Source organism: Streptomyces pallidus (ex Mingjun et al. 2026), assembly GCF_051550185.1.
In the GTDB taxonomy this organism is placed as follows: Bacteria; Actinomycetota; Actinomycetes; order Streptomycetales; family Streptomycetaceae; genus Streptomyces.
Genome location: NZ_CP196181.1, coordinates 1453009 through 1478747, shown reverse-complemented (window position 1 = coordinate 1478747; position 25739 = coordinate 1453009). Strand labels below are relative to the sequence as shown.

18 protein-coding genes, 1 tRNA gene and 1 riboswitch are annotated in these 25739 nt (G+C 72.2%); of the genes, 14 read left to right on the top strand and 5 right to left on the bottom strand.

Going from position 1 to position 25739, the window contains the following annotated elements; genetic code table 11:
- Nucleotides 1-3: 3 nt before the first annotated feature.
- The gene (hpnH, locus tag ACSHWO_RS06345; RefSeq protein WP_385804833.1) at nt 4-1035 is read left to right on the top strand and encodes an adenosyl-hopene transferase HpnH; all 1032 of its coding nucleotides are present in this window, start codon (nt 4-6) and stop codon (nt 1033-1035) included.
- Nucleotides 1032-2426: an aspartate aminotransferase family protein gene (locus ACSHWO_RS06340; protein WP_361092381.1), complete on the top strand. Its 1395-nt coding sequence runs from the start codon at nt 1032-1034 to the stop codon at nt 2424-2426. The genes hpnH and ACSHWO_RS06340 overlap by 4 nt, the downstream gene beginning before the upstream one ends.
- Nucleotides 2427-2489: 63 nt before the next feature.
- Here the strand turns inward: ACSHWO_RS06340 and ACSHWO_RS06335 are convergent, their stop codons facing one another.
- Nucleotides 2490-3308, bottom strand: coding sequence for a tyrosine-protein phosphatase (locus ACSHWO_RS06335; RefSeq protein ID WP_438310374.1), 819 nt, complete (start codon nt 3306-3308; stop codon nt 2490-2492).
- 311 nt (nt 3309-3619) lie between these two features.
- A riboswitch (cyclic di-AMP (ydaO/yuaA leader) is annotated at nt 3620-3824 on the top strand.
- Nucleotides 3825-3826: 2 nt separating this feature from the next.
- Here ACSHWO_RS06335 and ACSHWO_RS06330 point away from each other — a divergent pair.
- From ACSHWO_RS06330 to ACSHWO_RS06290, 9 genes are all read left to right on the top strand, one after another.
- A complete protein-coding gene (locus ACSHWO_RS06330; RefSeq protein WP_438310373.1) occupies nt 3827-4816 on the top strand; it encodes a M23 family metallopeptidase in 990 nt (329 codons plus the stop codon).
- Nucleotides 4817-4995: 179 nt separating this feature from the next.
- Nucleotides 4996-5784 (top strand): SGNH/GDSL hydrolase family protein, encoded by a 789-nt coding sequence (locus ACSHWO_RS06325; protein WP_361092391.1) that lies wholly within the window; start codon nt 4996-4998, stop codon nt 5782-5784.
- A 196-nt stretch (nt 5785-5980) separates the two neighbouring features.
- Complete coding sequence (locus ACSHWO_RS06320) at nt 5981-7183, top strand: MBL fold metallo-hydrolase (RefSeq protein WP_385804829.1); 1203 nt, start codon at nt 5981-5983, stop codon at nt 7181-7183.
- A gap of 189 nt (nt 7184-7372) precedes the next feature.
- Complete coding sequence (locus ACSHWO_RS06315) at nt 7373-7810, top strand: DUF6234 family protein (RefSeq protein WP_361092397.1); 438 nt, start codon at nt 7373-7375, stop codon at nt 7808-7810.
- Nucleotides 7811-8112: 302 nt separating this feature from the next.
- Complete coding sequence (locus ACSHWO_RS06310) at nt 8113-10104, top strand: ATP-binding protein (protein ID WP_438310372.1); 1992 nt, start codon at nt 8113-8115, stop codon at nt 10102-10104.
- A gap of 161 nt (nt 10105-10265) precedes the next feature.
- Entirely contained in the window at nt 10266-10652 is a 387-nt protein-coding gene (locus tag ACSHWO_RS06305) for a roadblock/LC7 domain-containing protein (protein ID WP_361092785.1), read from the top strand.
- Entirely contained in the window at nt 10652-11071 is a 420-nt protein-coding gene (locus tag ACSHWO_RS06300; protein ID WP_438310371.1) for a DUF742 domain-containing protein, read from the top strand. Before ACSHWO_RS06305 ends, ACSHWO_RS06300 begins: the two co-directional genes overlap by 1 nt.
- The gene (locus ACSHWO_RS06295) at nt 11049-11693 is read left to right on the top strand and encodes a GTP-binding protein (protein ID WP_438310370.1); all 645 of its coding nucleotides are present in this window, start codon (nt 11049-11051) and stop codon (nt 11691-11693) included. The genes ACSHWO_RS06300 and ACSHWO_RS06295 overlap by 23 nt, the downstream gene beginning before the upstream one ends.
- On the top strand, nt 11690-12241 hold the full coding sequence (locus ACSHWO_RS06290; RefSeq protein ID WP_438310369.1) for a GAF domain-containing protein: 552 nt from the start codon (nt 11690-11692) through the stop codon (nt 12239-12241). Before ACSHWO_RS06295 ends, ACSHWO_RS06290 begins: the two co-directional genes overlap by 4 nt.
- A gap of 198 nt (nt 12242-12439) precedes the next feature.
- Here the strand turns inward: ACSHWO_RS06290 and ACSHWO_RS06285 are convergent, their stop codons facing one another.
- The gene (locus ACSHWO_RS06285; protein ID WP_438310368.1) at nt 12440-13336 is read right to left on the bottom strand and encodes a transketolase family protein; all 897 of its coding nucleotides are present in this window, start codon (nt 13334-13336) and stop codon (nt 12440-12442) included.
- An 11-nt stretch (nt 13337-13347) separates the two neighbouring features.
- Nucleotides 13348-14049, bottom strand: a complete 702-nt coding sequence (locus ACSHWO_RS06280; RefSeq protein ID WP_438310367.1) for a transketolase — start codon at nt 14047-14049, stop codon at nt 13348-13350.
- Between the two features lie 145 nt (nt 14050-14194).
- Here ACSHWO_RS06280 and ACSHWO_RS06275 point away from each other — a divergent pair.
- Nucleotides 14195-14268, top strand: a tRNA-Pro gene (locus ACSHWO_RS06275).
- Nucleotides 14269-14787: 519 nt separating this feature from the next.
- Here the strand turns inward: ACSHWO_RS06275 and ACSHWO_RS06270 are convergent.
- Together ACSHWO_RS06270 and ACSHWO_RS06265 are read right to left on the bottom strand one after the other, a co-directional pair.
- Nucleotides 14788-16233 carry an MFS transporter gene (locus ACSHWO_RS06270; protein WP_438310366.1) on the bottom strand — a complete coding sequence of 482 codons (1446 nt, stop codon included), beginning with the start codon at nt 16231-16233 and terminating at the stop codon, nt 14788-14790.
- 169 nt (nt 16234-16402) lie between these two features.
- Nucleotides 16403-16702 carry a hypothetical protein gene (locus tag ACSHWO_RS06265; protein WP_438310365.1) on the bottom strand — a complete coding sequence of 100 codons (300 nt, stop codon included), beginning with the start codon at nt 16700-16702 and terminating at the stop codon, nt 16403-16405.
- Between the two features lie 584 nt (nt 16703-17286).
- Between ACSHWO_RS06265 and ACSHWO_RS06260 the strand changes: the two genes are divergently transcribed.
- On the top strand, nt 17287-19056 hold the full coding sequence (locus ACSHWO_RS06260; protein WP_438310364.1) for a fatty acyl-AMP ligase: 1770 nt from the start codon (nt 17287-17289) through the stop codon (nt 19054-19056).
- The gene (locus tag ACSHWO_RS06255) at nt 19053-25721 is read left to right on the top strand and encodes an SDR family NAD(P)-dependent oxidoreductase (protein WP_438310363.1); all 6669 of its coding nucleotides are present in this window, start codon (nt 19053-19055) and stop codon (nt 25719-25721) included. Before ACSHWO_RS06260 ends, ACSHWO_RS06255 begins: the two co-directional genes overlap by 4 nt.
- Nucleotides 25722-25739 lie beyond the last annotated feature (18 nt).

Sequence of the window (25739 nt, the reverse complement as noted above, 5' to 3'; positions counted from 1 at the left end):
CAGATGGCCATGCCGCTGCGACAGTCCATCAGGGTCGGGACCTACCTACTCGAACAGAAGCTCCGCAAGCGCGAGAAGTTCCCCCTGATCGTCGAGCTGGAACCGCTCTACGCCTGCAACCTCGCCTGCGAGGGCTGTGGGAAGATCCAGCACCCCGCCGGGGTGCTCAAGCAGCGCATGCCGGTGGCCCAGGCGGTCGGCGCCGTCCTGGAGTCCGGTGCCCCCATGGTGTCCATCGCGGGCGGCGAGCCCCTGATGCACCCGCAGATCGACGAGATCGTCCGCCAGCTGGTGGCGAGGCGGAAGTACGTGTTCCTGTGCACCAACGCCCTGCTGCTGCGCAAGAAGATCGGGAATTTCACCCCCTCGCCCTATTTCGCCTTCGCCGTCCACATCGACGGACTGCGTGAACGCCACGACGAATCGGTGGCCAAGGAAGGCGTGTTCGACGAGGCGGTCGCCGCCATCAAGGAGGCGAAGGAGCGCGGATTCCGCGTGACCACGAACTCCACCTTCTTCAACACCGACACCCCGCAGACCGTCATCGAGGTCCTCAACTACCTCAATGACGACCTCAAGGTCGACGAAATGATGATCTCGCCCGCCTACGCCTACGAAAAGGCACCCGACCAGGAGCACTTCCTCGGCGTCGAACAGACCCGGGAACTCTTCCGGAAGGCCTTCGCGGGCGGCAACCGGCGCCGCTGGCGGCTCAACCACTCCCCGCTGTTCCTGGACTTCCTGGAAGGAAAGGCCGACTTCCCCTGCACCGCCTGGGCCATTCCGAACTACTCCCTCTTCGGCTGGCAGCGCCCCTGCTACCTGATGAGCGACGGGTACGTGCCGACGTACCGCGAACTCATCGAGGAGACCGACTGGAGCAAGTACGGCCGCGGCAAGGACCCGCGCTGCGCGAACTGCATGGCGCACTGCGGCTACGAGCCCACCGCCGTCCTCGCCACCATGGGCTCCCTCAAGGAGTCCCTGCGCGCGGCCAGGGACACCATCGGCGGCAACCGGGGCGGATCGGCATGAACCCGGCGCCGGGGGGTTTCGACCTCAAGGCCCTGCTGGCCGAACGCGGCGCAGAGCGGTACGAGCTGCACGCCCGGCACCTGAACCCGCAGCTGCCGCGCATGCTGCACACGATCGGCTTCGACAAGGTCTACGAGCGGGCCGAGGGCGCCCACTTCTGGGACGCCGAGGGCAACGACTACCTGGACATGCTGTCCGGGTTCGGGGTGATGGGCCTGGGCCGGCACCACCCGGTCGTCCGCCGCGCCCTGCACGACGTGCTCGACGCGCAGCTCGCCGACCTCACCCGCTTCGACTGCCAGCCGCTGCCCGGGCTGCTGGCCGAGAAGCTGCTGGCGTACAGCCCGCACCTGGACCGGGTGTTCTTCGGCAACAGCGGCACCGAGGCCGTGGAGACCGCCCTGAAGTTCGCCCGGTACGCCACCGGCCGGACCAGGGTCCTCTACTGCGACCACGCCTTCCACGGGCTGACCACCGGCTCGCTGTCGGTGAACGGCGAGGCGGGCTTCCGGGACGGCTTCGCGCCCCTGCTGCCCGACACCCGGATCGCGCTCGGCGACCTGGCCGCCCTGGAGCGGGAGCTGAAGCGCGGCGACGTCGCCGCCTTCGTCGTCGAACCGATCCAGGGCAAGGGCGTGCACGCCGCCCCGCCCGGCTTCCTGCCCGCCGCACAGGAGCTGCTGCGCCGGCACAAGGCGCTGCTGATCGCCGACGAGGTGCAGACCGGCCTCGGACGGACCGGTGACTTCTACGCGTACCAGCACGAGCCGGGCGTGGAGCCGGACCTGGTGTGCGTGGCCAAGGCACTGTCGGGCGGCTACGTACCGGTCGGCGCCACCCTGGGCCGCGACTGGATCTTCAAGAAGGTCTACTCCTCCATGGACCGGGTGCTGGTGCACTCCGCCAGCTTCGGGTCCAACGCGCAGGCGATGGCGGCCGGGCTGGCAGTGCTCTCCGTCATGGAGGACGAGTCGGTCGTCGCGAACGCCCGCGCCATGGGGGACCTGCTGCGCGGGCGCCTAGCGGCGCTCGTGGACGCGTACGAGCTGCTGTACGAGGTCCGGGGCCGCGGCCTGATGATCGGCATCGAGTTCGGCCGGCCGGCCTCGCTGCGGCTGCGCAGCCGATGGACCATGCTCCAGGCGGCCCGCAAGGGGCTGTTCGCGCAGATGGTGGTGGTGCCGCTGCTCCAGCGGCACCGGATCCTGACGCAGGTGTCCGGGGACCACCTGGAGGTCATCAAGCTGATTCCGCCGCTGGTCGTGGACGAGGCGGACGTCGACCGGTTCGTCGCCGCCTTCCGCGCGGTCATGGACGAGGCGCACGCCGGCGGCGGGCTCCTGTGGGACTTCGGGCGGACCCTGGTCAAGCAGGCCGTCGCGGGCGGCTGACGTCCCCCTGCCGCCGGCCCGTCCCCGCCGGCCGGCAGCCCCGCCGGCGGTCGGGTGCAGCCGCTAGTCGAGCAGCCGCTCGCGGAGCCGACCGAGGGTCCCGGAGGTCAGTCCGAGGCCCTCGGCCAGGTAGCGGTCGACGCCGCCCCAGTGCGTGTCGATGGTGTCGAAGGCCGCGGTCAGGTACGCGGCGCGGGCGTCGAAGAGCGGGGCGAGCAGCTCCGTCACCTCGGGGGAGCGCGGCCGGGGCGCGTCGCCGCCGCGGCGGAGCCGGTAGCGGCGGTGCGGGGCGTTCGACTCCAGGTAGTCCGCGAGGATCGCCTCGCGCTCCACGCCCAGCGCGAGCAGGGTGACGGCGATCGACAGGCCGGCCCGGTCCTTGCCGGCGGCGCAGTGCATGAGCGCCGGGAGGCTGTCCTCGGCGAGGGCGTGCAGGACCCGGCCGTGCTCGGCGGTGCGGTCCACGACCATCGAGCGGTACGAGTCCACCATCCGGGCGAAGGCCTTTCCGTCGCCGAGGATCCCGCGGAGCTGCCCCAGGTCCCCGTCGCGGACCATGGTCCAGAATTCCTTGCCGGCGGCCGGATCGGACATCGGGATGTTGACGTTGCGCACCCCGGGGAGCTCGACGTCGGGACCCTCAAGGGCCTGGTCGGCCGTGTTCCGGAAGTCGAAGACGGTGTGCAGTCCGAGCGATGCGAGGAATTCTGCATCGGTTTCAGTGGCATGTGCCAGATGTCCGCTTCGGAAGAGTCGTCCCGTCTTGACCCTTCGCCCGTCCGCGGTCGGCAGCCCGCCCACATCGCGGAAGTTGCGCACACCGGACAGTTCGGGCTCGGGGAGCGGGGTGCTCGGCGGGGAGGGTGGTATCTGCTGGGTCAAGGGAAATCCTCCACATCGTCATCGAGTGTCCGAATTGCTCTGCTTGGGGCCAACTTGCCGGCGCCGGGGGAGGGATCGGGTGCAGCCCCGTGAGCCAGATCATACGGTGACGGTGCGTGCCTGATCGTCAAAAGCGAATGGCCCGGCCGGAGCGGTTGTTGGCGGTCGTGAATGGACGCAGGGTGACCGGAAATCCACCGAAGTCCCGTCCCTGTGAATGCGTCAGGAAATTCGCGGCTTGTTCCGTGCGGTCCCGCTCGATTACCTTCGCGATCGATCCGGATGGACCGCCCAATCCTGCCGCCGTCCGGAATAAGAACTCGACCGAACTCGCGCGGCAGGAGCGGGGGAACCAGGTAGGCCGCCGCGCCGGAGTTCTGCTCCGGGGCGGCTAGGGGTGAAGCCGTACGTCATCCGTTCACTTCCCGTGCACGGTTGCGTTGCACGTCCACGGACGGCCGGACATCTCCAATCCGAACCCGACAGCTCACCTCGCAGGCGCCGGAGAGGAATTCGCCATGCCGGCAAAGGGTAAGCACCGCCGACCGAAGTCCCGTGCCAGAGCCCGTGGTCTCGTCGCCGCCGTCGCGGGGACCGGCGGAGCCGCTCTGGCCCTGCCGCTGATCGGCGCCGGCGGCGCCCACGCCGCCGCCCCCGCCCCGGCGGCGGCGACCACCGCGCTCCCGGCGGCGGCCCCGCAGGCCGACGCCGCCGTCCCCGCCGTCCCCGCTTCCGCCTCTCCGGCCGTGTACACGGTCCGGACGGGCGACTGCCTCTCCGCCATCGCCGCCGACCACGACCTCCGGGGCGGCTGGCAGCGGCTCTACGCCGACAACCGCGAGGCCGTCGGCGGCGACCCCTCCCTGATCCACCCCGGCCTGCGACTGACCCTCGGCGCCCCCGGCGACCGGGCCCCCGTGCAGGCCCCGGCCGAGCGGCCCGCCCCCGCGCCGAAGCCGAAGAAGAAGGCCCCGGCCGCCGGTTCCCCGCTCGCCGCCGCCCCCGCGCCGGCCAGGAAGAGCGCGGCTGCCGCCGCGTCCACGGCGGGCGCGTCCACGGCGGGCGCCACCGCCGCCGCGGCCGCCTCCGGCGCGGTCACCGCGGCCGGCTTCACCGCACCCGTCTCCGGCGGCATCTCCACCCAGTACAGGACCGCCGGCGCCATGTGGTCCAGCGGCTACCACACCGGCGTCGACTTCATCGCGAGCTCCGGCACCACCGTCAAGGCGGTCGGCGCGGGCACCGTCGTCTCCGCCGGCTGGGCCGGCGCGTACGGCAACGAGGTCGTCATCCGGCACGCGGACGGCAGGTACTCCCAGTACGGCCACCTCTCGCAGCTCTCCGTCTCCGTCGGCCAGAGCGTGAGCGGCGGCCAGACCATCGGCCTCTCCGGCTCCACCGGCAACTCCACCGGCCCGCACCTGCACTTCGAGATCCGCACCGGTCCCTCGTACGGCTCGGACATCGACCCGATCGCCTACCTGCGCTCCAAGGGCGTGACCATCTGACGGCACGCGCCGCCGGAGGCGAAGGACACGCGTGAGGCCGGGACCCGAGGGGGTCCCGGCCTCACGCGCTGTTATTCCGCACCGACCGGGTGGTATAGATCACGGTCCGTCAACCCCTTCCTACGGTGGCGTAGGTCACGTCCCGCGGTGAAGGATATGGTCCCGTGGCAGCGACGACGATGACAGAGACGACAGAACAGACTTACCGGACCATCGGCTCGTACGCGGCACTCGGGGACAGCTTCACCGAGGGTGTGGGGGACCCGGGGCCCGACGGGCTCTTCCTCGGCTGGGCCGACCGGTTCGCCGTGCTCCTGGCCGACCAGCGGCCGGAGGGCGACTTCCGGTACGCGAACCTCGCCGTGCGCGGACGGCTGCTCGACCAGATCGTGGCCGAGCAGGTCCCCCGGGCCAAGGAACTCGCCCCCGACCTGGTGAGCTTCTGTGCCGGCGGCAACGACATCATCCGCCCCGGCAGCGACCCGGACGCCGTCGCCGAGCGGTTCGAGGCCGCCGTCGCCGACCTCACCGCCTCCGTCGGCCAGGTCATGATCACCACCGGGTTCGACACCCGCGGCGTGCCCGTCCTCAAGCACCTGCGCGGCAAGGTCGCCACGTACAGCGCGCACGTGCGCGCCATCGCCGACCGGTACGACTGCCCCGTACTCGACCTCTGGTCGCTGAAGTCCGTACAGGACCGCCGGGCTTGGGACCACGACCGGCTGCACCTCTCGCCCGAGGGGCACACCCGGGTCGCGCTGCGCGCCGCCCAGGTGCTCGGGCTCGACGTGCCGGCCGACCCCGACCAGCCGTGGCCGCCGCAGCAGCCGCGCGGCTCGGTGGACGTGACCCGCGACAACATCCAGTGGGCCCGCGAGCACCTGGTGCCGTGGATCGGCCGACGGCTGCGCGGGGAGTCCTCCGGGGACCACGTCGAGGCGAAGCGGCCGGACCTGCTGCCGCTGTAGGTCGGCGGTCGGCGGCCGACGGTCGGCTGTCGGGGCGCCCGGAGGGCGGTGGTCGGTTGCGGGACGGTCACAGGTGTGGTGCGGGCGTGCCTACCGGAATCCTCCGGGGCCGCCCTGCGTTGGTGGTGGTAGACCAGTAGGAAGCAGACCGCCGGCCATGGCCCGCGGCCGCCCGCCCCATCGCCCAGGAGGCGCTTTGACCGGCTCCCAACCCCTGCGTCCGCGGCTGCGCGCCCTGCGCCCCGAAGCCTTCGGCGCGGATCCGTCCGGCGCACGGCTGGAGCGGATCCGGCGCTCGCCGAACTTCGCCGACGGCTCCTTCCGGAACCCGGTGGGTGCCCGGACCAGGCCCTCCGCCTCGATGCTGGAGTTCGCCCAGGTCTACTTCCACAGGGAGCAGCGGATCCGGCGCAGCCCGGCCGCGGCCGTCCCCGTCCACCCGACGACCCTCGCCGACCTGGCGAAGCCGCCGGCCAGCGGGCTGCGCCTGACGTGGATGGGGCACTCGAGCGTCCTCGCCGAGATCGACGGACGCCGGGTCCTCTTCGACCCGGTGTGGGGCGAGCGCTGCTCCCCCTTCCCCTTCGCCGGGCCCAAGCGGCTCCACCCCGTGCCGGTGCCGCTGGCCGCCCTGGGCCCGGTCGACGCCATCGTGATCTCCCACGACCACTACGACCACCTCGACCTGCCGACCGTCAAGCAGCTGGCCGGCACGGACACGGTCTTCGCCGTCCCGCTCGGCGTCGGTGCCCACCTGGAGCACTGGGGCGTCCCGGCCGACCGGATCCGCGAGCTCGACTGGAACGAGACCACCCGGATCGCCGGGCTGTCGCTGACCGCCACCCCGGCCCGGCACTTCTGCGGGCGCGGGCTGCGCAACGAGCAGCACACCCTGTGGGCCTCGTGGGTCGTCGCCGGCGGCGAGCACCGGGTCTTCCACAGCGGTGACACGGGCTACTTCCCCGGCTTCAAGGACATCGGCGCCGAACACGGCCCCTTCGACGCCACGATGATCCAGATCGGCGCCTACTCCGAGTACTGGCCGGACATCCACATGACCCCCGAGGAGGGCGTCCGCGCCCACCTGGACCTCCAGGGCTCCACCCCGCACGGCGTGCTCCTGCCGATCCACTGGGGCACCTTCAACCTCGCCTTCCACCCGTGGGCGGAGCCGGGCGAGTGGACCCTCGACGCCGGGACCGAAGCGGAGCAGCCCGTGGCCGTCCCCCGGCCGGGCGAGCCGTTCGAGCCGGCCGGCGTCCTCCCCACCGAACCCTGGTGGCGCCCGGTGTCCCGGCCCCTCGACCACCCGTGGCGGCGTCCCGCGGCGGCTTCCGGGGCGACTGCCGACGCGGCCCCGCCGGCCGACCGCGACCTGGACCTCGCCGGCGAGCGGTGACCCCGGACACGGAGCTCACGCAGGCGGCCCGTCCAGGGGGCCGATCGACGCCCGAGGCAGCGCGAGCGGGCGGTCCTGGACCTTGACGGGCCCGCTCGCGCGGAACAGCCGGAAGGAGGCGTGGAGTCGGGGAGCGGCTGAGTACGCGTACTCATGCGCCACCGGTGAGCGCCCCGTCAGGCTGGGGCCATGACCAAAGCACCCCCTGCACCGCCCGTACCGCCACGGCTCCCCTGGCGGCCGTGGTCCCGGCGGACGGCCACGGGCGCGGACGTCGCTTCCGGCGTGCTCCTCCTTCTCGTCGAGGTCGCCGTGGCCGTCCTGCACGGCTTCGGGACCGGCATGGAGGTCTGGGCCGCACAGGGGCGGGTCGAGCGGATCGAGGCGGCAGAGCTCGCGGAGCTCACCTGGCTGTCGTACTACCTGGTCGTCGTCCTCGGCCTCGCCGCGGTCGCGGCACTGTTCCGCGCACGCTGGTCGGTGGTGCTCCAGTTGCTCGCCGCGCTGGGCGTGGCCGCGCTCCTCGTGCTCGCGCAGCACGACTGGGACCGCGCCCACCCGAAACCGCCGCCGCGGCCGGGCCCCGAGTACGTGCCCTGCTACAGCGGCAGCGGCAAGTGCAACTGACCCGGCTGCCACCCGGGACCCGTGCGGTGGGCGGGGAGCCGACGGCCCGCCCCGCGGGGTGAGGGTCCGGCGGGCGCGCACCTGGCCCGCACGTCCGGCCCGGGTCCGGCCCGAACAACCGCTCCCGGCGGATTCGGGCTGCCGTACGAGCGCCCCCTCGGGAGCGGGAAGCACCCCGGTGAAGTTCCCCAACTGGCTGTCAGCGGCGGGATCCTGCGGTCTAGCGTGGGTATCCGGTGATCAACGCCGGCCCCGGAACCCCTGGGGGCCGGGCCCACGTAAGAGGACGCCTGAGGACGCCGATGTCCGGACCCCGCGCCGCCCGCCACACCCCGTCGAGACACGCCGCCACCGGTCCGGAGCGGCAGATACGGCCCCAGATGGTGCGCGCCGCCGTACTGCCCACCCTCGCCGCCGGTCTCAGCGGAACCGCCGCGGTGATCTTCACCCTCCAGCTCGGCGGCGGCTACGGCCACCGGGACGTCCGGCTGTGGCCCGTCCTCTTCGGCTGCGCCCTGCTCGTCGTCGGCGCGCTCGCCGCGGCCCTGCTCGGCGCCCAGCGCAGCGCCAAGGCCGTCCGGGACCGCTGCGAGGCCCTGCGCCGTTCCAGCGTGAGGGGCCGCCAGGAGCTGCGGACCGCCGCCGAGCGGTTGGAACGCGGCGAGCAGCCGGCCCGGCCGGTCCGCGGCGGCCCGACCGAGCCGCCGCCCGGCGCCGACCCCGGCCGGGTCGACGAGTTCTGGCTGCTCGCGCAGGAGCTGCGCGGCGCCCGCGAGCAGGCGCACACCGCCCTCGTGCGGGTCGCCGGGCCCGCCGCGCCCTCCGACAGCGACCGGAAGGTCGAGGTCTTCGCCAACCTCGCCCGTCGTCTCCAGTCCCTCGTGCACCGCGAGATCTCGCTGCTCGACGGGCTGGAGGACACCGTCGAGGACCCCGACCTGCTGAAGGAGCTCTTCCACGTCGACCACCTGGCCACCCGGATCCGCCGGCACGCCGAGAACCTCGCCGTGCTCGGCGGGGCCGGCTCCCGCCGCCAGTGGACCCGCCCCATCGACCTCAGCGAGGTGCTGAGGTCGTCCGTCGCGGAGGTCGAGCAGTACACGCGGGTCAAGGTGGTGCCGCCGGCCGGGGGCACCGTACGCGGGCACGCCGTCGCCGACGTGGTGCACCTGCTCGCCGAACTGATCGAGAACGCCACGGTGTTCTCCGCCCCGGACACCGACGTGGTGGTGCGCGCCGAGCGGGTCACCGCGGGCATCGCAGTGGAGGTCGAGGACCGCGGGCTCGGCCTGCCGGCAGCGGAGCAGCACCGGATGAACGCCCTCCTCGTCGACCCCGACCAGGTCAGCGTGCGGCACCTGCTGGCGGACGGTCGGATCGGCCTGTACGTGGTCTCTGCGCTGGCCCGGCGGCACGGCATCGCCGTCGAGCTCAAGTCCAACATCTACGGCGGGGTGCTCGCCGTGCTCGTGCTGCCCCAGGACCTGCTCGGTGCGCAGGCCCCCGGCGAGGCGGACGCCCTCAGCGGCTCCCGGCCCACCTCGTGGGGGAGCGGGCAGGGGCCCGCAACCGGGCCGGCGGCCGCTGTCGGTCACGGCTCCGGTTCCGGTTACGGCTCCGGAGCCGGGGCGGCGGGGTCGGGGTCCGAGCACGTGCCGGGGCCCTGGGGGCCGCCGCTGGAGCCCGCCCGGGTGTCCGTGCCCCGGCCGGAGCCGGCCGGGGCACGGCCGACGGCGCCGGCCTGGGCGGCGCCCGCCCCCGGCCCGCGGGCCGGCCGTTCGGGGCCGACGGGACCGGTGGCCCCGCCTCCGGCACCGGCCCCCGCACCGGCTGCTGTTCCGGCGCCGGCTCCGGTCCGGGCCCGGCATGCGGCGACGGGGGAGCCGTCGCAGCCGCGGGTACCGTACGCGGCCGGGTCCCGGGCGGTGCCGGCCGCGGGGACGACCGCCGAGGGCCTGGCGACCCCCGCCCCCGGGCGCGGTCCGGATCCGCGGCTCGGCACGCACCCGGCGGACCCCTGGCCCGTGGCCGGGGCACGGCCGCCGGGTGCCCTGCCCGGGGTCCCGGCACCGTCGGGGGCGGGGCCGGCTGCCGCGTCCGTACCCGCCGCCCGGACCGCCCCCGACCGCCCGCCCCTGCCCCGGCGGCGGGCGCAGGCCCACCTGGCCCCCGAACTGCGGGACGCCCCCGCGCCGCGGCGGGCCCACGCCTGCGACCCGCCCGTTCACGACCCGGGCCTGATGGCGGCCTTCCGGCGCGGCTTCGGTCTCGCCCAGTCGGAGGACGACGCATGACCCCGAACCCCCACCCCGGCAAGGAGCGCACCACCATGGGCGGCGAATCGTCCACCACGACGGCCCCGACAGCGACAGCGACAGCGACCACGACAGCGGCGGCGACCACGACGGCGACGACGCCGCCGGAACCGGCACCGGCAGTCGGCCGGCTCTCCGATCTGGACTGGCTGCTCAGCGGCCTCGTCCAGCGGGTCCCGTACACCCGCAGCGCGGTGCTCCTGACCGCCGACGGCCTCGTCACCTGCCTGCACGGCCTCGACGCCGACAGCGCCGACCACCTGGCGGCGCTGGCGTCCGGCCTGTACTCCCTCGGCCGCAGCGCCGGATCCCGCTTCGGCGAGGGCGCGGAGGTCCGGCAGGTGGTCGTCGAGCTCGACAGCGCGCTGGTCTTCGTCTCGGCCGCCGGATCCGGCACCTGCCTGGCCGTCCTCGCCGACCGGGAGGCCGACGCGGGCGTCCTCGGCTACGAGATGGCCATGCTGGTCAAGAGCGTCCGCCCGTACCTGACGGCCCCGCCCCGCCGACCGGCCCCGGGCCGGGAGTGATGCGGGCCCGGGCCGTGCACGGCAGGGGAGCCCCGCCCGAGCCGGCGCCCTGGCTCGACGACTCGGCCGGGCGGGTGATGCGCCCGTACACGGCCAGCGGCGGGCGGACCCGGGCGGCCGTCGCCCTCGACCTGCTGTCCCTGGTCACCGCGACCGGGGTGCGGCCGCGTACCGCACTCGGCGCCGAGCACGTCCTCGCGCTGCGCCTGTGCGCGGGCGCCGCGGCCGTCACCGTCGCCGAGGTGGCCGGGCAGCTGCGGCTCCCGGTGGTGGTGGTGAAGGTGCTGCTGTCCGACCTGATGGAATCCGGGGCCGTCACGGCGCAGGCGCCACGGTTCCCGGGCGGCGGACCGTTCGCCGCAGCCGACGACCAGACCCTGCTCCGGGCGGTGCTCGATGGCCTACGCCGACGACTGTGACACCCGTACCGACCCCCGCGCGGCCGCCACCGCCGCGCTGCCCGCAACGCTGAAGGTCCTCGTCGCGGGCGGGTTCGGGGCGGGCAAGACGACATTCGTCGGCGCGGTCAGCGAGATCGAGCCGCTCTGCACGGAGGAACTGCTCAGCGGCATCGGCGGGGCCACCGACCCGCTGGACGGCGTCGAGACGAAGACGACCACGACCGTCGCCCTCGACTTCGGCCGGATCACCCTGGACGAGCGCCACGTCCTCTACCTCTTCGGCACGCCCGGCCAGCAGCGGTTCTGGTTCCTGTGGGAGGAACTGTGCATCGGCGCGCTCGGCGCGGTCGTGCTCGCCGACACGCGCCGCCTCGCCGACTGCTTCCCGGCCGTGGACTTCTTCGAGCGGCGCGGCATCGGCTTCGTCGTCGCCGTCAACGAGTTCGACGACGGACACCGCTACACCGCGCAGGAGGTCCGCGAGGCGGTGGGCCTCGCGCCCGACGTGCCCGTCGTACGGTGCGACGCGCGGCTGCCGGGCTCCGGGACGGGGGTGCTGGCGGTCCTCGTGCACCATCTGCTGTCCCTGGCCGCACCACAGCGGCCGGATCGGTATCCGTCTAGGGGGGAACCGTCATGACGTACTACGAGTCGACCGGACACCTGCTGCTCACGCCGGTGGACCGGGAGGCACCCGCGCGTGCCGTCCGGCTGCGCGAACTGGGCCTGGGGCAGCGGGAGGACACCGAGCTGGACGCCTTCGCGCGACGCGTCGCCGAGGTGCTGCAGGCGCCGTACGCGGGGGTCAACTTCGTCGGCGAGGAGAGGCAGTTCTTCGCCGGCCTGCACCACGCGCCGGACGCGCCGGCCAGCGGCTATCCGGCGCGGGTGCTGCCGCGGGACCACGGGTACTGCCCGCACGTGGTCGTGCGTCGGCGGGCCCTGGTGCTGGAGGACGTACGGGACTTCGCGCGGTTCGCCGGCAACGCCGTCGTCGACGAGAGCGGCGTGCGGTCGTACGCGGGCGCGCCGCTGACCGACCGCCAGGGAATGGTCCTGGGCACGGTCTGCGCGGTGGACGTGGAGCCCCGCCGGTGGGGGACGGAGGGCGTGGCGACCGTGAAGTCCCTGGCGGCGGAGCTCGCGGACCTGGTCCGGACGCGGGAGGACGCGGTGCGGGTGGGCTGACGGGGGCGACGGTTGTCGGTGCCGGACGCCACGGTCACTGACGCGGACCCGCTGACCGCCGAGCCCGTGGATCCGTGGATCGGACCGGGCGGAGCCGCGGGCGATCCTCGTCGACTCCTGGCGGCAGGCGGCCCCCACCGCCTGCCCGAGACCCACCCCGACCTGGCAGGGAAGTGACGGTGCCCGGCGGGGGCGGGATCACCGCAGGAACGCGGTGATCCGTTCCCGCAGGGACCGGGCGTCCAGCCCGTGGGCCGCGGTGTGCTGCTCGATCGTGCCGTAGCGGCGCAGCTCCGCCCGGCCGACGCCCAGCCCGAGCACCCGGTGCGGCACGTCGACGAGCGCCTGAGCGGCGGCCGCCGAGGAGGTGCCGGCCAGGTACGGCTCGACGAGGACCACGTCGGCCGTGGCCCGGCCGACGGCCGCGCGCAGCGCCGCACCGTCGAAGGGCCGCACGGTGGCGGCGTACAGCACCGTCACGTCGAGCCCCTCGGTCGCCGCCAGGACCTCGTCCAGCAGCGGGCCGACGGCGACGACCACCCCGCCGCCACCCTCCCGTAGGGTCTCCGTCCGTAGACCGTCCACCGGGCGCGGGGCCGCGTTCGACTGGAGCGAGAGCCGGACGTAGACCTTGTCGTCGCCCGCGGCGTAGGCGTGCCGCAGCAGCGCCTCGGCCTCGTCGGGGTGGCCGGGCACGTGGACCGTCCAGCCTTCCAGGGTGTCCATCAGCGCCACGTCACCCGGTGACATGTGCGTGAAACCGCCGGCCGGCCAGTCGTAGCTGGCCGCCGCGCTCACCAGGACCCCACCCGTTCCCTGGTGCCCGAAGTCCAGCTTGAGCTGCTCGAACGGCCGCTCGACCAGGAAGCTCGCGAAGGTGTGCATGACCGGTCGCACGCCGGTCAGGGCCAGCCCGCCGCCCACCCCGACCAGCAGCTGCTCCCGGATACCGACGTTGATCACCCGGTCCGGGTGGCGCTCCCGGGCGGGCCGGAACCCGTCCATGCTGATCTCGGCCAGCACCAGGGCCAGCCGGGGGTCCTCGTCGAGCAACCGCGACGTGACCGCGATGAACCGCTCCCGCATGGTGTCCATGGCTTCTCCCCTCAGGCCTTCTTCTCGACGCGGGCGACCACGGCGTGCGGCCGTCCCGGATGCGGCGCGGTGAACGCGGCGTACAGCGCCTCGTGGTCCCGGCCGTCCACGGTCACCGCCGACCAGCCGGCCGCCTCGAAGCGGGAGGCGATCCCGCCCCGCCAGCCGTGGGTCGCCGAATCGTTGTCGATCACCACCGTGTGCAGCCGATCCAGCCCGGCCGACCCCGCGTAGGCGAGGGCCTCGTGGTTGCTGCCCTCGTCAAGCTCGGCGTCGCCGATCAGCACCCACACCGCCGGACCGGCCAGCCCCTGGGCCCGCAGCCCCAGGGCGCTGCCGACGGCGAGCGGCAGCCCGTGCCCCAGCGAGCCGCTGGCGATCTCCACGCCGGGGACCAGCACCCGGTCGGGGTGGTGGCCCAGCGGGGAGTCGTACGAGCCGAAGCCGCTCAGCCAGTCCACGGGGAAGAACCCCTTGGCGGCGAGCACGGCGTAGTACGCCATCGGCCCGTGCCCCTTGGACAGCAGGAAGCGGTCCCGAGCCGGGTCCTCGGCGGTCTCGGGCCCGACCCGCAGCACCCGGTCGTAGAGCACCCACAGCACGTCGAGGGTGGACGTGGCGGCGGGCCCGTGCTTCTCGGCGCCGGTCATGAGCGCCATGAGCCGGCCCAGGTCCTGGTGGCGGAACTCCGTGTCCGCGGTTCCTTGTGTCATGCATCGATCCTGCAACCTCAACCGCGGTCGAGGTCAACCGCCGACCCCCACGCCCCGCGACCGAAACCTGCGCGCGACCACCCCGGGAAGTGCGGTATTGTTCTTGTGCGCGTACGGCCGGGGGAAACCCCAGGTCAGCGGGCATCGGGACGTGGCGCAGCTTGGTAGCGCACTTGACTGGGGGTCAAGGGGTCGCAGGTTCAAATCCTGTCGTCCCGACTTTGCGAAGTCGCAGGTCAGGGGCCGTTTCAGAGGAAATCTGAAACGGCCCCTTGATCATTTTCGTGGGCCGGCTGGGGGCCGCTGGGGGCGGGTCGATTGGGCTGCTGCGCACCTCGGCACAGCCGGATGCGCCATACGGTCCGTCACGTGCGCGTTTTCCGTTGACCGGGCCCGGTGGCAGTCCGTGAGCGTGCCCATGGCCCGGTATCCGACCAGTGACAGGTGCCGCGGCGCCGTCGTGGCGGCAGGAGGCGCGAGGGGGTGACGTCCCAGGTGCTTCCTGTTCGGCGGCTCGTCGGTGTGCTACGGACATCGGGGTGCCGTGTCGGCAAGGAGCTGGTCGGCGCCTATGCCGGATCGCGCATTCCCCTGTAGTCGCGGACTCCTCGCTGCGAGGGCGGCTCAGTTGCAACGGCCCCTGGAATCCACCGTGTTCTGGTGGCGCTTGGCGCGCCGTGATCGTGTGTCCGACGGATCCTTGTGCCCGTCGGGTACCCCTCCGGCGGGCCTGACCAGTCATCGTCCTGGCTCCGAGGTGAACGCGGACGCTCCCCTGCCGCCTTCCGGTGTACCTCTGCGGTGTCGCAGCGCCCACAGCGCGACGGGAGCTCCCGCCCCCACCAGTGCTGACGCCAAGCACAGACCGGCCTGGTAGCCGGAGAGAAAGGCATCCGAGTCCTTGGCCCCGGCTGCGGCTGCGGCATGTTTCACGAACGACGTGACGGCGCCCACCAGACCGATCCCGACGACTCCGGACGCCTCCCGGACGGCGCTGAATAATCCGGCCGCGATTCCGGAAAGGTGATCGGGTGAGGATTCCAGAGCACGGGTGGTCAGCGGAACGGCCAGCGCAGAGCCGAAGCCGATGGCCGAAAGCCCGGGCAGGATATGGGTGAGACTCCCTCCGGAGCTGCCCAGTGCGACCATCAGCAACCCGACGCCGACCAGGAGCAGGCCCGCAGCGGAGATCCGGCCGTCTCCCCAGCGGCGCGCCATACGCGCGATGAAAGGGGTGGTGATGATCAGGAAGAAGGCCACGGGAATGAATGCGAGCCCAGCTGGGGTCGGGGCGAGGCCGAGGCCGTTCTGTAGGAACTGGGACGTCAAGAAGAAGACTCCGCTCACGCTCAGGCCCCACAGTAGTTGAATAATGACTCCGCCGGTGAAAGGGCGTTGCCGGAAGAGGGGCCGCAGCACGGTGTTCCGGCGCGATGTCAGTTCGTAGGAAAGACCGACGGCCGATGCGGCGATGATGCCTGCTGACGTGGCGAGGGGAATGTCGCCGAATCCCTTTTCGGGCCCTTCGATCAGGCAGTAGGCGAGGGCCGCCAGCGAGCAACAGGCCAATGCCACGACGCGGAGCGAGAGTGTGGCCGAGGGCGTGGACGCGGTACGGGGCGAGGGCCCGGGCCGGGGGACGAGGAAGCCGGCGAGGAGGCTCGTGCAGCCGAGTGGCGTGTTCATGGCAAACACGGATTGCCAGCCCAGGTGCTGTGTCATGACCCCGGAGACCACGGGGCCGCAGGCCAGCGCAGAAGCCAACGCGGCGGTGATGGCGTTGAATGCCGCATTGCGCGCGCGAGGCGGCAGGTCGTGGGAAAGGACCGCCAGTGAGGCCGGCAGGATCAGCGCCGAGCCCGCTCCCTGCAGCCCCCGGCAGGCGATCAGCGCCATTCCCGAGGGCGCCGCACTGCACCCGACCGATGCGACGGTGAAGAGGGCGACACCGAGCCACAGCGTCGCACGCCGCCCGACGGTGTCGGCCAGATGCCCGCCCAGCAGCAGAAGGCTGGCGAGGGTGAGCGGATAAATGGCCGCAACCCATTTGAGGTCTGCCTCGCGCAATGCGAGTTCGGCCTGGATCTGAGGCAGGGCCACATTGACGACGGTGTTGTCCAGGGCCGTCATGAAGGACGGCAGCAGTACAGCCACGAGGATTGCGAGGACACGCAGTCGGCTCACGATACCTGCCTTAAGCGGCGTGGGCGCTGGTAAGGCGCCGCCACGTTCTGCGCGCCCTTTCTGCGTACTCTGCCCCGTGGGCGTGCAGGCGCGACTACCGTTTTGAGGCCCCCCCGCCGGGGAGATGCTGAATAGCTGGTCGGGTGGGTCGGCGTGATTTCAGGTTCGCCTATTCGGTGGCTGCCTGGTTGGCGTATTGTTTCTGCTCGAACCCGATGGGGCTGAGGGAGCCGGGCCGTTTCCGGATACCGCGGGGGTTGTGGAAGCCGCCGGTGTACTCGAAGAGCGCTGGATCGGCCTCGGCCCGGGCCCCGGCTCCGGTGACGAAGACGTGGCCGCGGACGCACTCGGTCCTGACCGGCACCCACAGGTTCTCCGCCAGGGCATCGTCACACGAGTCTACGATCGAGCCCACGGATACCTGGGCTCCGGCTCTGACCAGGCGTGTTGTGAACTCGATGGCGTGCACTGCCCGGGCTCCGCATGATGCACGAGCTGCCGGGCGGCCTCGCGACCGACCAACGCGCACTCCCGCGAGGTGAGGACCAGACCGGCGTCCGCGTGGGCGGAGGTCTGCCAGGCCACGACCCGGCGGGAGAAGGCGTCCCGGATCGCCGACAGCCACAGCGCGGTCCCTCCGGGGTGGCGATCACGGCGAGATCGGTGGTACCCGGAGTACGGGCTCGCCCCCGGGAGGGGGTGCTTGCTCGCCGGGGAGCGCGGTCGCCTGGGCCGGGTCGGGCCGTCCCTGATGAGTCCCATCTGACCTGTTGCCACCTTTTCGTTTCTCGGGGGAGCCCCAGGCACCCTGATGACGGTATCCGGTGGGGAAAACGCCGCTCGGGTTCCGTACGCCGATCGGGCGTGGCCCTCGGCGTGGCGCTGCCTCTCGGTACCCGGCCGTGTTTGGCTGATCGCCCACCATTGCAACTATCCGTTGCGAAGCGGTGATGGGCAGCGGCGGCTGCCCATCAATTCGCCTGACGGGCTGACGGCCGAGGCGTCCCGAATGCCTGTCGAGAACGAAGGTCCGGTGAGTTAGTGCTGAAAGCCATGAAAGACACGATCAGTCATCATCTCGCCCGGGCCGCGGCGCAGACCCCAGATGAAAAAGCGTTTACTCTGGTGGACTTCAGCACCGATCGTGACGGTTCCTACAGCTGTCTGACGTGGCGCCAGCTGGAGCAGCGGGTACGTACCCTCGCGGCTGTCCTGCGTCACGGCGGCGCGGCCGGCGAGCGGGTGGCGGTCGTCGGTCCGCAGAACCTCGACTACGTCGTCGGCTTCCTCGCGGCCACGTGCGCCGGTGCGATCGCCGTACCCCTTTTCCCCCCGGCTCTGCCGGGCCATGCGGAGAAACTGGCCGCCGCGCTCACCGACGCCAACCCGGTGCTCGCCCTCACCAGCCCCGACTCGCTTCAGGCCGCGGAGAAGTTCTGCGCCAACCAGGACGGCCTCCGCGTGCGAGTGGCCACCGAGGAGGACCTGCTTTCGGACTGGGCGGCACAGGCCGCACCGACGGACGGCGAGCCCTCTCATCCGCGCCCCGAGGACTGTGCCTACCTGCAGTACACCTCGGGTTCCACCCGCATGCCGTCCGGCGTGGAGATCTCCCACGCCAACGTCTGCGCCAACGCACGCCAGGCGCTGAAGGCGTACGACATCCGAGCCGGGCGCAACTGCACCGTCGGCTGGCTTCCGCTGTACCACGACATGGGGCTCGTGCTGGCGATCGTGCTTCCTGTCGTCGGCCGCATCCATTCCGTGCTCATGGATCCGCTGTCCTTCGTACAACAGCCCGTCCGGTGGCTGCGGCTGCTCAGCGAATACCCGGGTGCGCTCACCGCCGCCCCCAACTTCGCGTATGACTACTGTGTGCGCCGCGTCACCGACGAGGAGCGCGCGACGCTGTCGCTGGGATCGGTCGCCGCCATGGTCAACGGCAGTGAACCCATCGCCGAGAAGACGCTCCAGCGGTTCCAGCAGGCCTTCGCCCCGGTCGGAGCGGTCCCCACAGCGATGCGCCCGTCCTACGGGCTGGCCGAGGCGACTGTGTTCGTCTCCGCCTCACCGGCCGGTGCGGAACCGACCGTCACCTCCTTCGACCGTGACGCGTTGGCGGCCGGCACCGCCCGGCCTGCCGAGGGCACCGACGGACAGGCCGTGACCCGCCTGGTCGGCTGCGGACGGCCCACCGACCAGGAGGCCGCCATCGTCGACCCGGTCGGCCTCGTCCGGCTGGAGGACGGGCGAGTGGGCGAGATCTGGCTGCGCGGCCCCAACGTCGGACGCGGCTACTGGGGACGCCCGGAACAGAGCGAGGCCACCTTCCGTGCCACCCTCCACGGCGACGACCCGGCTGAGGGGACGCATCACTGGTTGCGCACGGGAGACCTCGGTCTGTGGCACGACGAGCACCTCTACATCACCGGTCGCATGAAGGACCTCGTGATCATCGACGGGACCAATCACTATCCGCAGGACATCGAGCACAGCGTCGAGAACGCCCACCCGGCGATCCGCCGCCACCACACCGCGGCGTTCTCCGTCCCCGGTGATGACGGAGAACGCCTGGTCGTCGTCGCCGAGCACACCCGTGACCTCGCGGAGCCCCACAGGGTCCAGGACGAGGTGACACGCGCCGTACGCGTGGCGGTGTCCGCCGGTCACGCCATCGCGATGCACGACTTCGTCCTCGCCCAGCCCGGCACCGTACCCCACACCACCAGCGGGAAGGTCGCCCGCAGCGCCTGCCGCGAGCACTACCTCAGGGGTGCGTGGACCTCCGACCCCCAGGTACAGAGGGAGACCGACAACGTATGAACCAACCAGGCGGACACCAGGAGTCAGTCGAGGACAACGCCCAGGCCGCCACCTCCACCACGGATGGCCGCTCCGGACCGGGCGTGGCAGAACTGCGAAACGCACTGGTGCAGTTGGTCTCGAACATCAGCGGTATCGCTCCGGAACAACTCGACCACGGCCGACCTCTGGCGGAGTACGGCCTCACCTCCCGAGACGCCGTCGGACTGACCGGCGAACTGGAGAAGATGCTCGACCGACCACTGGCCGCCACGCTGCTGTGGGAGCACCCCACCATCGAACAACTCGTCGCCACCCTGACGAAGGCCGACCAGGCCGATGCTGCGCAACCGGACCGGCAGCCCCGTGCCGCCGATGAGACAGCCTCCACCGCCCGCTCCGACGACGGTGCGATCGCCGTCGTCGGCATCGGCTGCCGCCTGCCCGGCAACGTACAGGGGCCGGACGCTTTCTGGCAGCAGCTCACGGCGGGAACGGACGCGGTCGGCCGGGTGCCAGAAGGCCGCTGGCCGAACTTCGCCGGCACAGCGCCCGACGTCACGGCCCTGATGGAATCCACCACCCAGTGGGGCGCCTTTCTCGACGACATCGAGGGATTCGACGCCAAGTTCTTCGGCATCACGCCCCACGAGGCCGAAGTCATGGATCCCCAGCAACGGCTGGTACTCGAAGTCATCTGCGAGGCCCTGGACCACGCGGGGGTACCCGCCCACGCCCTGCGGTCCACCCCCACCGGCGTCTTCGTCGGCTTGAGCGCCCTGGAGTACGGGTATCTGACCACCTCGGATCCCGCGCGACTGACCCCGTGGACCAGCACCGGATCCGCAGGCAGCATCGTCGCCAACCGCGTGTCCTACCTGCTCGACCTCCGCGGCCCCAGCATCACCACCGACACGGCCTGTTCGTCGTCCCTCGTGGCCGTGCACCTGGCCTGCCGCAGCCTGCGCAGCCGGGAGTGCGACACGGCACTGGCCGCGGGAGTCAACCTGCTCCTCTCCCCAGCGGTCACGGCCTCGCTCGAACAGGCCGGCCTGCTGGCCGCGGACGGCAGGTGCAAACCCTTCGACGCCGCGGCGGACGGCATCACCCGCGGTGAGGGCTGCGGCGTCGTCGTGCTCAAGCGGCTTGCCGACGCCCGGCGCGACGGCGACAGGGTGCTCGCCGTCATCAAGGGCACCGCCGTGAACCAGGACGGCCGGTCGGCGGGCCTCATGGCACCCAACCCGGCAGCGCAGGAAGCGCTGCTGCGCGACGCCCTGCGCGACGCACGCATCGACGCGGCCGACGTCGACTATGTCGAGGCGCACGGCACGGGCACCCTGCTGGGGGACCCCATCGAGGCGGCCGCCCTCGGAGCGGTCGTCGGACGCGGCCGGCATCCCGACCGGCCACTGCTGATCGGATCCGTCAAGAGCAATCTGGGCCACCTCGAAGGCGCGGCCGGCATCATCGGCCTGATCAAGACCGTGCTGGCCCTGCATCACGGCCGTATCCCGGTCAGCCTGCACTTCCACAGCCCCAACCCCCACATCGACTTCGCCGAGCTGGGCCTGCGCGTGGTCACCGAACCGACAGTTTGGCCCACGGCGGGGGGCCGCCCGGGGCGCGCCGGTGTGTCCGCCTTCGGCTTCGGCGGCACGAACGTCCACGCCGTGCTTGAGCAGGCACCGCCGACCGCTGCGAATCCCGCACAGCCTACGCGGGCCGACGACGAAGAGGCCGGCCACCCGCACATCCTGGTGGTGTCGGCCCGTTCCTCGGACAGGCTCGCCGACGTGGCCGCGAGCCTGTCGCGATGGGTGGCCGCCGACGACGCGCCCGCCCTCACCGACATCGCCCACACGCTCGCCTCGCACCGCCGCGGCCCGTCCTGCGCCGCCGTCATCGCGCGGACCCGCTCCGAGACGGCTGCCGGACTGGCCGCGCTGGCCCGGGGCGAGACGGTTCCCGGCGTGGTCGCCGCGTGCACCGACGCGCGAGGATCGCAGTCGTTCACAGCGTGCCGACCGGTCTTCGTATTCTCCGGCTACGGCTCACAGTGGGAGGGCATGGGGCGGCGCCTGCTGACCGACGACGCTCTCTTCGCCGCCCAGGTGTCCGCGCTCGACGCGAACTTCCTCGCGGAAACCGGCTCCTCACTGACCGACATGCTCATGTCCGATGCCGCCCGGACAGTGGACCGGATCCAGCCGCTGGTCTTCGGACTCCAGCTGGCCCTGGCACGTACCGTGCAGGGCTACGGCGTGGAGCCCGCCGCCGTCATCGGCCACTCGATGGGCGAGGTCACAGCCGCCGTGGTCGCCGGCGCTCTCGACGAACGCGACGGACTGCGCGTCATCGCCCGCCGATCGGCCTACCTCGCCGTCCTCGAAGCCGAAAACGCCGGCGCGATGGCCGCGGTGGAGCTTCCCGTACAGTCCCGTGCGGCCGTCCTCGGCCGCTTTCCCGGTGTCGAGGTCGCCGTCCACTCCTCGCCCCAACGCTGCACGGTGACCGGACCGGCCAGAGCGGTGCGCGACCTGGTGGACGAGCTGACCGAGCAGGGCTGGCTCGCCCGACTGCTCGAGACCGGCGCAGCCGCACACTCAGCCTTGGTCGATCCCGTCCTGCCGTCCCTGCGCGAAGATCTTGTCGACGTGCACCCGCACACGCCCACCACACCCTGGTACAGCACAGTCCTCGATGATCCCCGCGCCGGCACGGCAGCCGATACGAGCTACTGGTGCGCCAACGTCCGCCGCCCGGTGCGCCTGCAGCAGGCGGTGACCGCGGCAGCGGAGGACGGCCACACCCTGTTCCTGGAGATCTCGCCCCACCCCATCGTCATCGTCCCGCTCGCGGAGAGCCTCGACGCCACCCCGGCGGGGGACCAGGCGCTGGTCGTCCCGACCCTGCACAAGAACACCGACGACGCCGTTCAGCTAAGGGCCGCACTGGCCAGACTGCACTTCGCCGGCGTCACGCTGGACCCCGGGCTGTGGCCCGCCGGTGCGCGCACCTCACTGCCCACACCCGCCTGGCGGCACGAACGCTTCTGGTTCCCCTGCCCCGCCCGGACGACCGAGGCCGGCGGCCACCCTCTGCTGGGGGGCCGCACCGACGACCCGAGGACCGGCGCAGTGCTGTGGCGGGGAGACGTCGGCACGCGCCGGCACGGCACCCGCAGCACGGTCCACGGCAGAGCGGTGCTGACCCTCGTCGAGGCGGCGGAGCTGGTGATCGAAGCCGCCCTGGACCTGTGGGCCCGGGAGGGCGTCACCCACCTCGGCATCGAGGACCTGCAGATCCATCAGTGGCTCGCCATCTCCGGCAGCACCCCCCTGACCGCGGTGTGGGAACCGACCTCCGGCACCCACGGAACCATCACCCTCCACGCCCGCGGCCCCGGCACCACGTGGCGCTGCTACGCCTCGGCCCGCGTCACCCGCGACCCGGAACCCCAGGACGAGCACGACCCCGAATCGGAACCGGCCCCCGCCCTCGTCCGGCACTTCGCCCCCGAAAACCCCCGGTCCCCCCACCGGTCGTCCTACGCAGATGTTCTGACCGCCATGCTGTGTCCGCAAAGCGCTGCGGACACGCCACCGGGCAGCGCCCCCGCCGTCGAGGCCGCCGCACACACCGTCCCGGTCGGTGTACGGTTCCTGCACATCAGGGGGCAGGGCCTCCTCGACACCGGCTATGACATCCGCTGCACGCCCGTCGACGGCGCCGACCCGGCGGAGGCGGGCGTCGACCAGTGGCACGTCTCCGCCCGGGGCGCCACGAGCGAGATCGTCGCCCGGTTCGTCCAGATGCAGCCCGTCGAGCGGCGCGAGGTCCCCCGGTCCCTGGAGACGTTCACTTACGACATCCAGTGGGAGAAGTCCACCGTTCCCCTGCCGGCGCGCCGTCTGGAACGAGCCCTGCTCCTCAGTGACGAACCGGACGCCGGGGGCGGTGCCACGGCCTCGCTCGTGGCGGCCCTGGAAGCCGAGGGCGTCGACGTCACGCCGACCGACGCCCTGGACGAGGCCTGCGACGCCGTCCTCGACGCCTGGCTGGAGGCCCCGCAGGACGGCCCGAGCGCCGTAGTCCTGTTGTTCCAGCATCACGAACGCGACGACGACATGCGGCCACTGCACAGAGCGGCCCGGTTGGCGCGCCGTCTGGCCGGCGCCACGCGCCGGGAACCCCCGCGTCTGTGGATGGCCACCGTGCTGGCACAGGCGACGGGGGCCGGGGAACCCGGGACGCCGTATCTCGCCTGCCTGCGTGGACTCGTCCGGGTCCTGGCGCTCGAACACCCTCATCTGAGGGCCTCGCTGGTGGACATCGACAAGCAGCCCGGCGCGCTGGACGACCTCGCCCGCGAACTCCTCGCGGGCGGCGACGCGGACGAGATCGCCTGGAGGGCCGGCACACGCCTCACCGCCCATCTCGCCCGGGCCGACCTCAGCGCACAGCACAACGACAAGGTGGCCTTCACCCGTCCCGACGGCGCGTACATCATCACCGGCGGCCTGACCGGACTGGGCTTGGCGACAGCGGGCCGGCTCGCCGAGCAGGGCGCCGGGCGCATCGTCCTCAACGGACGCCGTGCCCCGGGACCCGAGGCCCAGGCCGCCCTGGCCGAGCTGCAGGACCGGGGAACCTCCGTCGTCCTGGTCCAGGGGGACATCGCGGACGCAGACGTGTCCACGGACCTGGTGCGCGCCGCCCTCGCCGAGGGGCACACCCTGCGCGGCATCGCGCACTGCGCCGGCGTCCTGCACGACCGCGTGATCACCGACCTCGAACCGGCGGACATCGACACGGTGCTGCGGCCGAAGGCCGTCGGAGCCCGGAACCTCGAGGCGGTCATCGCCGACCACGATCTGGACTGGTGGGTGATCTACAGCTCCGCCGCGGCACTTCTCGGCTCACCCGGACAGTCCGCCTATGCAGCCGCCAACGCCTGGCTCGACGCCGTGGCCCTCCGCCGCAGAGCCAGCGGCCTGCCCGCGATCTCCATCGCCTGGGGCCCCTGGGCGAACGTCGGCATGGCGGCCGGGAACCCGGTGTCGGCCCTGGAGCCCATCCAGATGAGCGAGGGACTGGACGTCCTGCAGGCACTCGCCACACTCAATCGCGCGCACGTGGGCGTCGTCCACCTCGACACGGAACGCGTGCTGGAGGCGTTCCCCGGCCTGTCCGCCATCCCCTTCTTCTCCGACGTCCTCGGGGAAGGCTCTCCCGGCGCCGACGACTGGGTAGGCCCCCACGGCATCGCGAATCTCGGCAGCTCCGCCCCGGACACGGTGTACGCACGCCTGGTCAGGAGAACGGCGGCCATCATGGGGTTCACGGCCGCCGAACTGAGCGAGACGATCCCGCTGACCGAGCTGGGCCTGGACTCCCTGGTGGCGGTGCGCATCCGCAACGCGTTCCGCCAGGACTTCGGCATCGACCTGCCGGCTCCCCTGCTGCTGCGTGGTGCCAGCCTGCGTGAACTCGGCCGCGCGGTGCTCGAACAACTCGGTCTGGAGGCTACGCAGCCGACGGCCCCGATGGCGCCCAACGACACACGACAGGCAGAGCCTTCCACACCCGCGCTGCCGAGCTTCCTCGGCCCCAGGGACGCCGCGGAGCGGCTGGTTGCGAGCACCTGGGCCGAAGTCCTGCAACAAGGGCCCAAGGACATCCGGGAGGACTTCACCACCGCCGGCGGGGACCAGGCCGCCGCCGCGGCCATGGCGGACGCCATTCGCCGGCGCCTCGGCGACGACACCGAGTTGAGCCTGACGGCCGACGCCATTCTCGCCCAGCGCACCGTCGCCGCCGTCGCCGAACTGATCCGGCCGGTCGTCAACCGAACCGGCCGGTCGGCGGTCACCACCCTGCGCCCCCCACTCGCCGGGTCGGAACGGCCCCCGCTGTTCACCTTCCACCCGGCCGGCGGCCCGACCTCGGTCTACCTGCCCCTGATCGGGCTGTTGCCGGCCGAACAGCCTGTGTACGGCCTGGAGCGCGTCGACGAGTTGGGCACCATGGAGGAGAAGGCGGCCCACTACCGCACACTCATCCGTGACCTCCAGCCGGAAGGGCCCTACCACCTGCTCGGCTGGTCCTTCGGAGGATGTCTCGCCTACGAAGTGGCTTGTCAACTGAGGCAGGAAGGACGGGGCATCGGGTTCCTCGGACTGATCGACACCATCCTGCCGCCCGCCTTGCCGCAATCGGAATCCCGGGAGTTCCTGCTCGAGCGTTTCGGTCGTTTCGCCGAATACATCGAGAAGACGTACGGGCACCGTCTTGACCTGCCCTACGAAGAGCTGGCGGCCACCCCGGACGATCAGCAGATCGACGTGGTCATGCGTCTGGTCGCCGAGGCGGGCCTCGACATGAGCCCAGGAATCATGGAGCACCAAAGGACCTCGTACGTCGATGCCCGCGTCGGCGAACGGTATGTCCCCCGTCCCCAGGAGGGCCATGTGGTCCTCTACCGGGCCAAGCAACCGCAGCTGCTCACCGCCGCTCTGGACCCGCGCTACCTCCGGCAGGACGCCGACCTCGGATGGGCGCCCCTGTGCGGGACCCTCGAGATCGTCCCCGTCGAGGGCGACCACCTCTCCGTCATCGACCCTCCCCACGTCCAAACCATTGCGCGGCACGTCACCCGCTCCATGGGGTGGCCGACCCAGTGATCGTGCACCGCGCCTGTT

What these genes read in the sequence shown, in the direction of transcription:
- hpnH (WP_385804833.1), top strand. Translation starts at nt 4, where the DNA reads ATGGCCATGCCGCTGCGACAGTCCATCAGGGTCGGGACCTACCTACTC.
- ACSHWO_RS06340 (WP_361092381.1), top strand. Translation starts at nt 1,032, where the DNA reads ATGAACCCGGCGCCGGGGGGTTTCGACCTCAAGGCCCTGCTGGCCGAA.
- ACSHWO_RS06330 (WP_438310373.1), top strand. Translation starts at nt 3,827, where the DNA reads ATGCCGGCAAAGGGTAAGCACCGCCGACCGAAGTCCCGTGCCAGAGCC.
- ACSHWO_RS06325 (WP_361092391.1), top strand. Translation starts at nt 4,996, where the DNA reads ATGACAGAGACGACAGAACAGACTTACCGGACCATCGGCTCGTACGCG.
- ACSHWO_RS06315 (WP_361092397.1), top strand. Translation starts at nt 7,373, where the DNA reads ATGACCAAAGCACCCCCTGCACCGCCCGTACCGCCACGGCTCCCCTGG.
- ACSHWO_RS06310 (WP_438310372.1), top strand. Translation starts at nt 8,113, where the DNA reads ATGTCCGGACCCCGCGCCGCCCGCCACACCCCGTCGAGACACGCCGCC.
- ACSHWO_RS06300 (WP_438310371.1), top strand. Translation starts at nt 10,652, where the DNA reads ATGCGGGCCCGGGCCGTGCACGGCAGGGGAGCCCCGCCCGAGCCGGCG.
- ACSHWO_RS06295 (WP_438310370.1), top strand. Translation starts at nt 11,049, where the DNA reads ATGGCCTACGCCGACGACTGTGACACCCGTACCGACCCCCGCGCGGCC.
- ACSHWO_RS06290 (WP_438310369.1), top strand. Translation starts at nt 11,690, where the DNA reads ATGACGTACTACGAGTCGACCGGACACCTGCTGCTCACGCCGGTGGAC.
- ACSHWO_RS06285 (WP_438310368.1), bottom strand. Translation starts at nt 13,336, where the DNA reads ATGGACACCATGCGGGAGCGGTTCATCGCGGTCACGTCGCGGTTGCTC.
- ACSHWO_RS06280 (WP_438310367.1), bottom strand. Translation starts at nt 14,049, where the DNA reads ATGACACAAGGAACCGCGGACACGGAGTTCCGCCACCAGGACCTGGGC.
- ACSHWO_RS06260 (WP_438310364.1), top strand. Translation starts at nt 17,287, where the DNA reads ATGAAAGACACGATCAGTCATCATCTCGCCCGGGCCGCGGCGCAGACC.
- ACSHWO_RS06255 (WP_438310363.1), top strand. Translation starts at nt 19,053, where the DNA reads ATGAACCAACCAGGCGGACACCAGGAGTCAGTCGAGGACAACGCCCAG.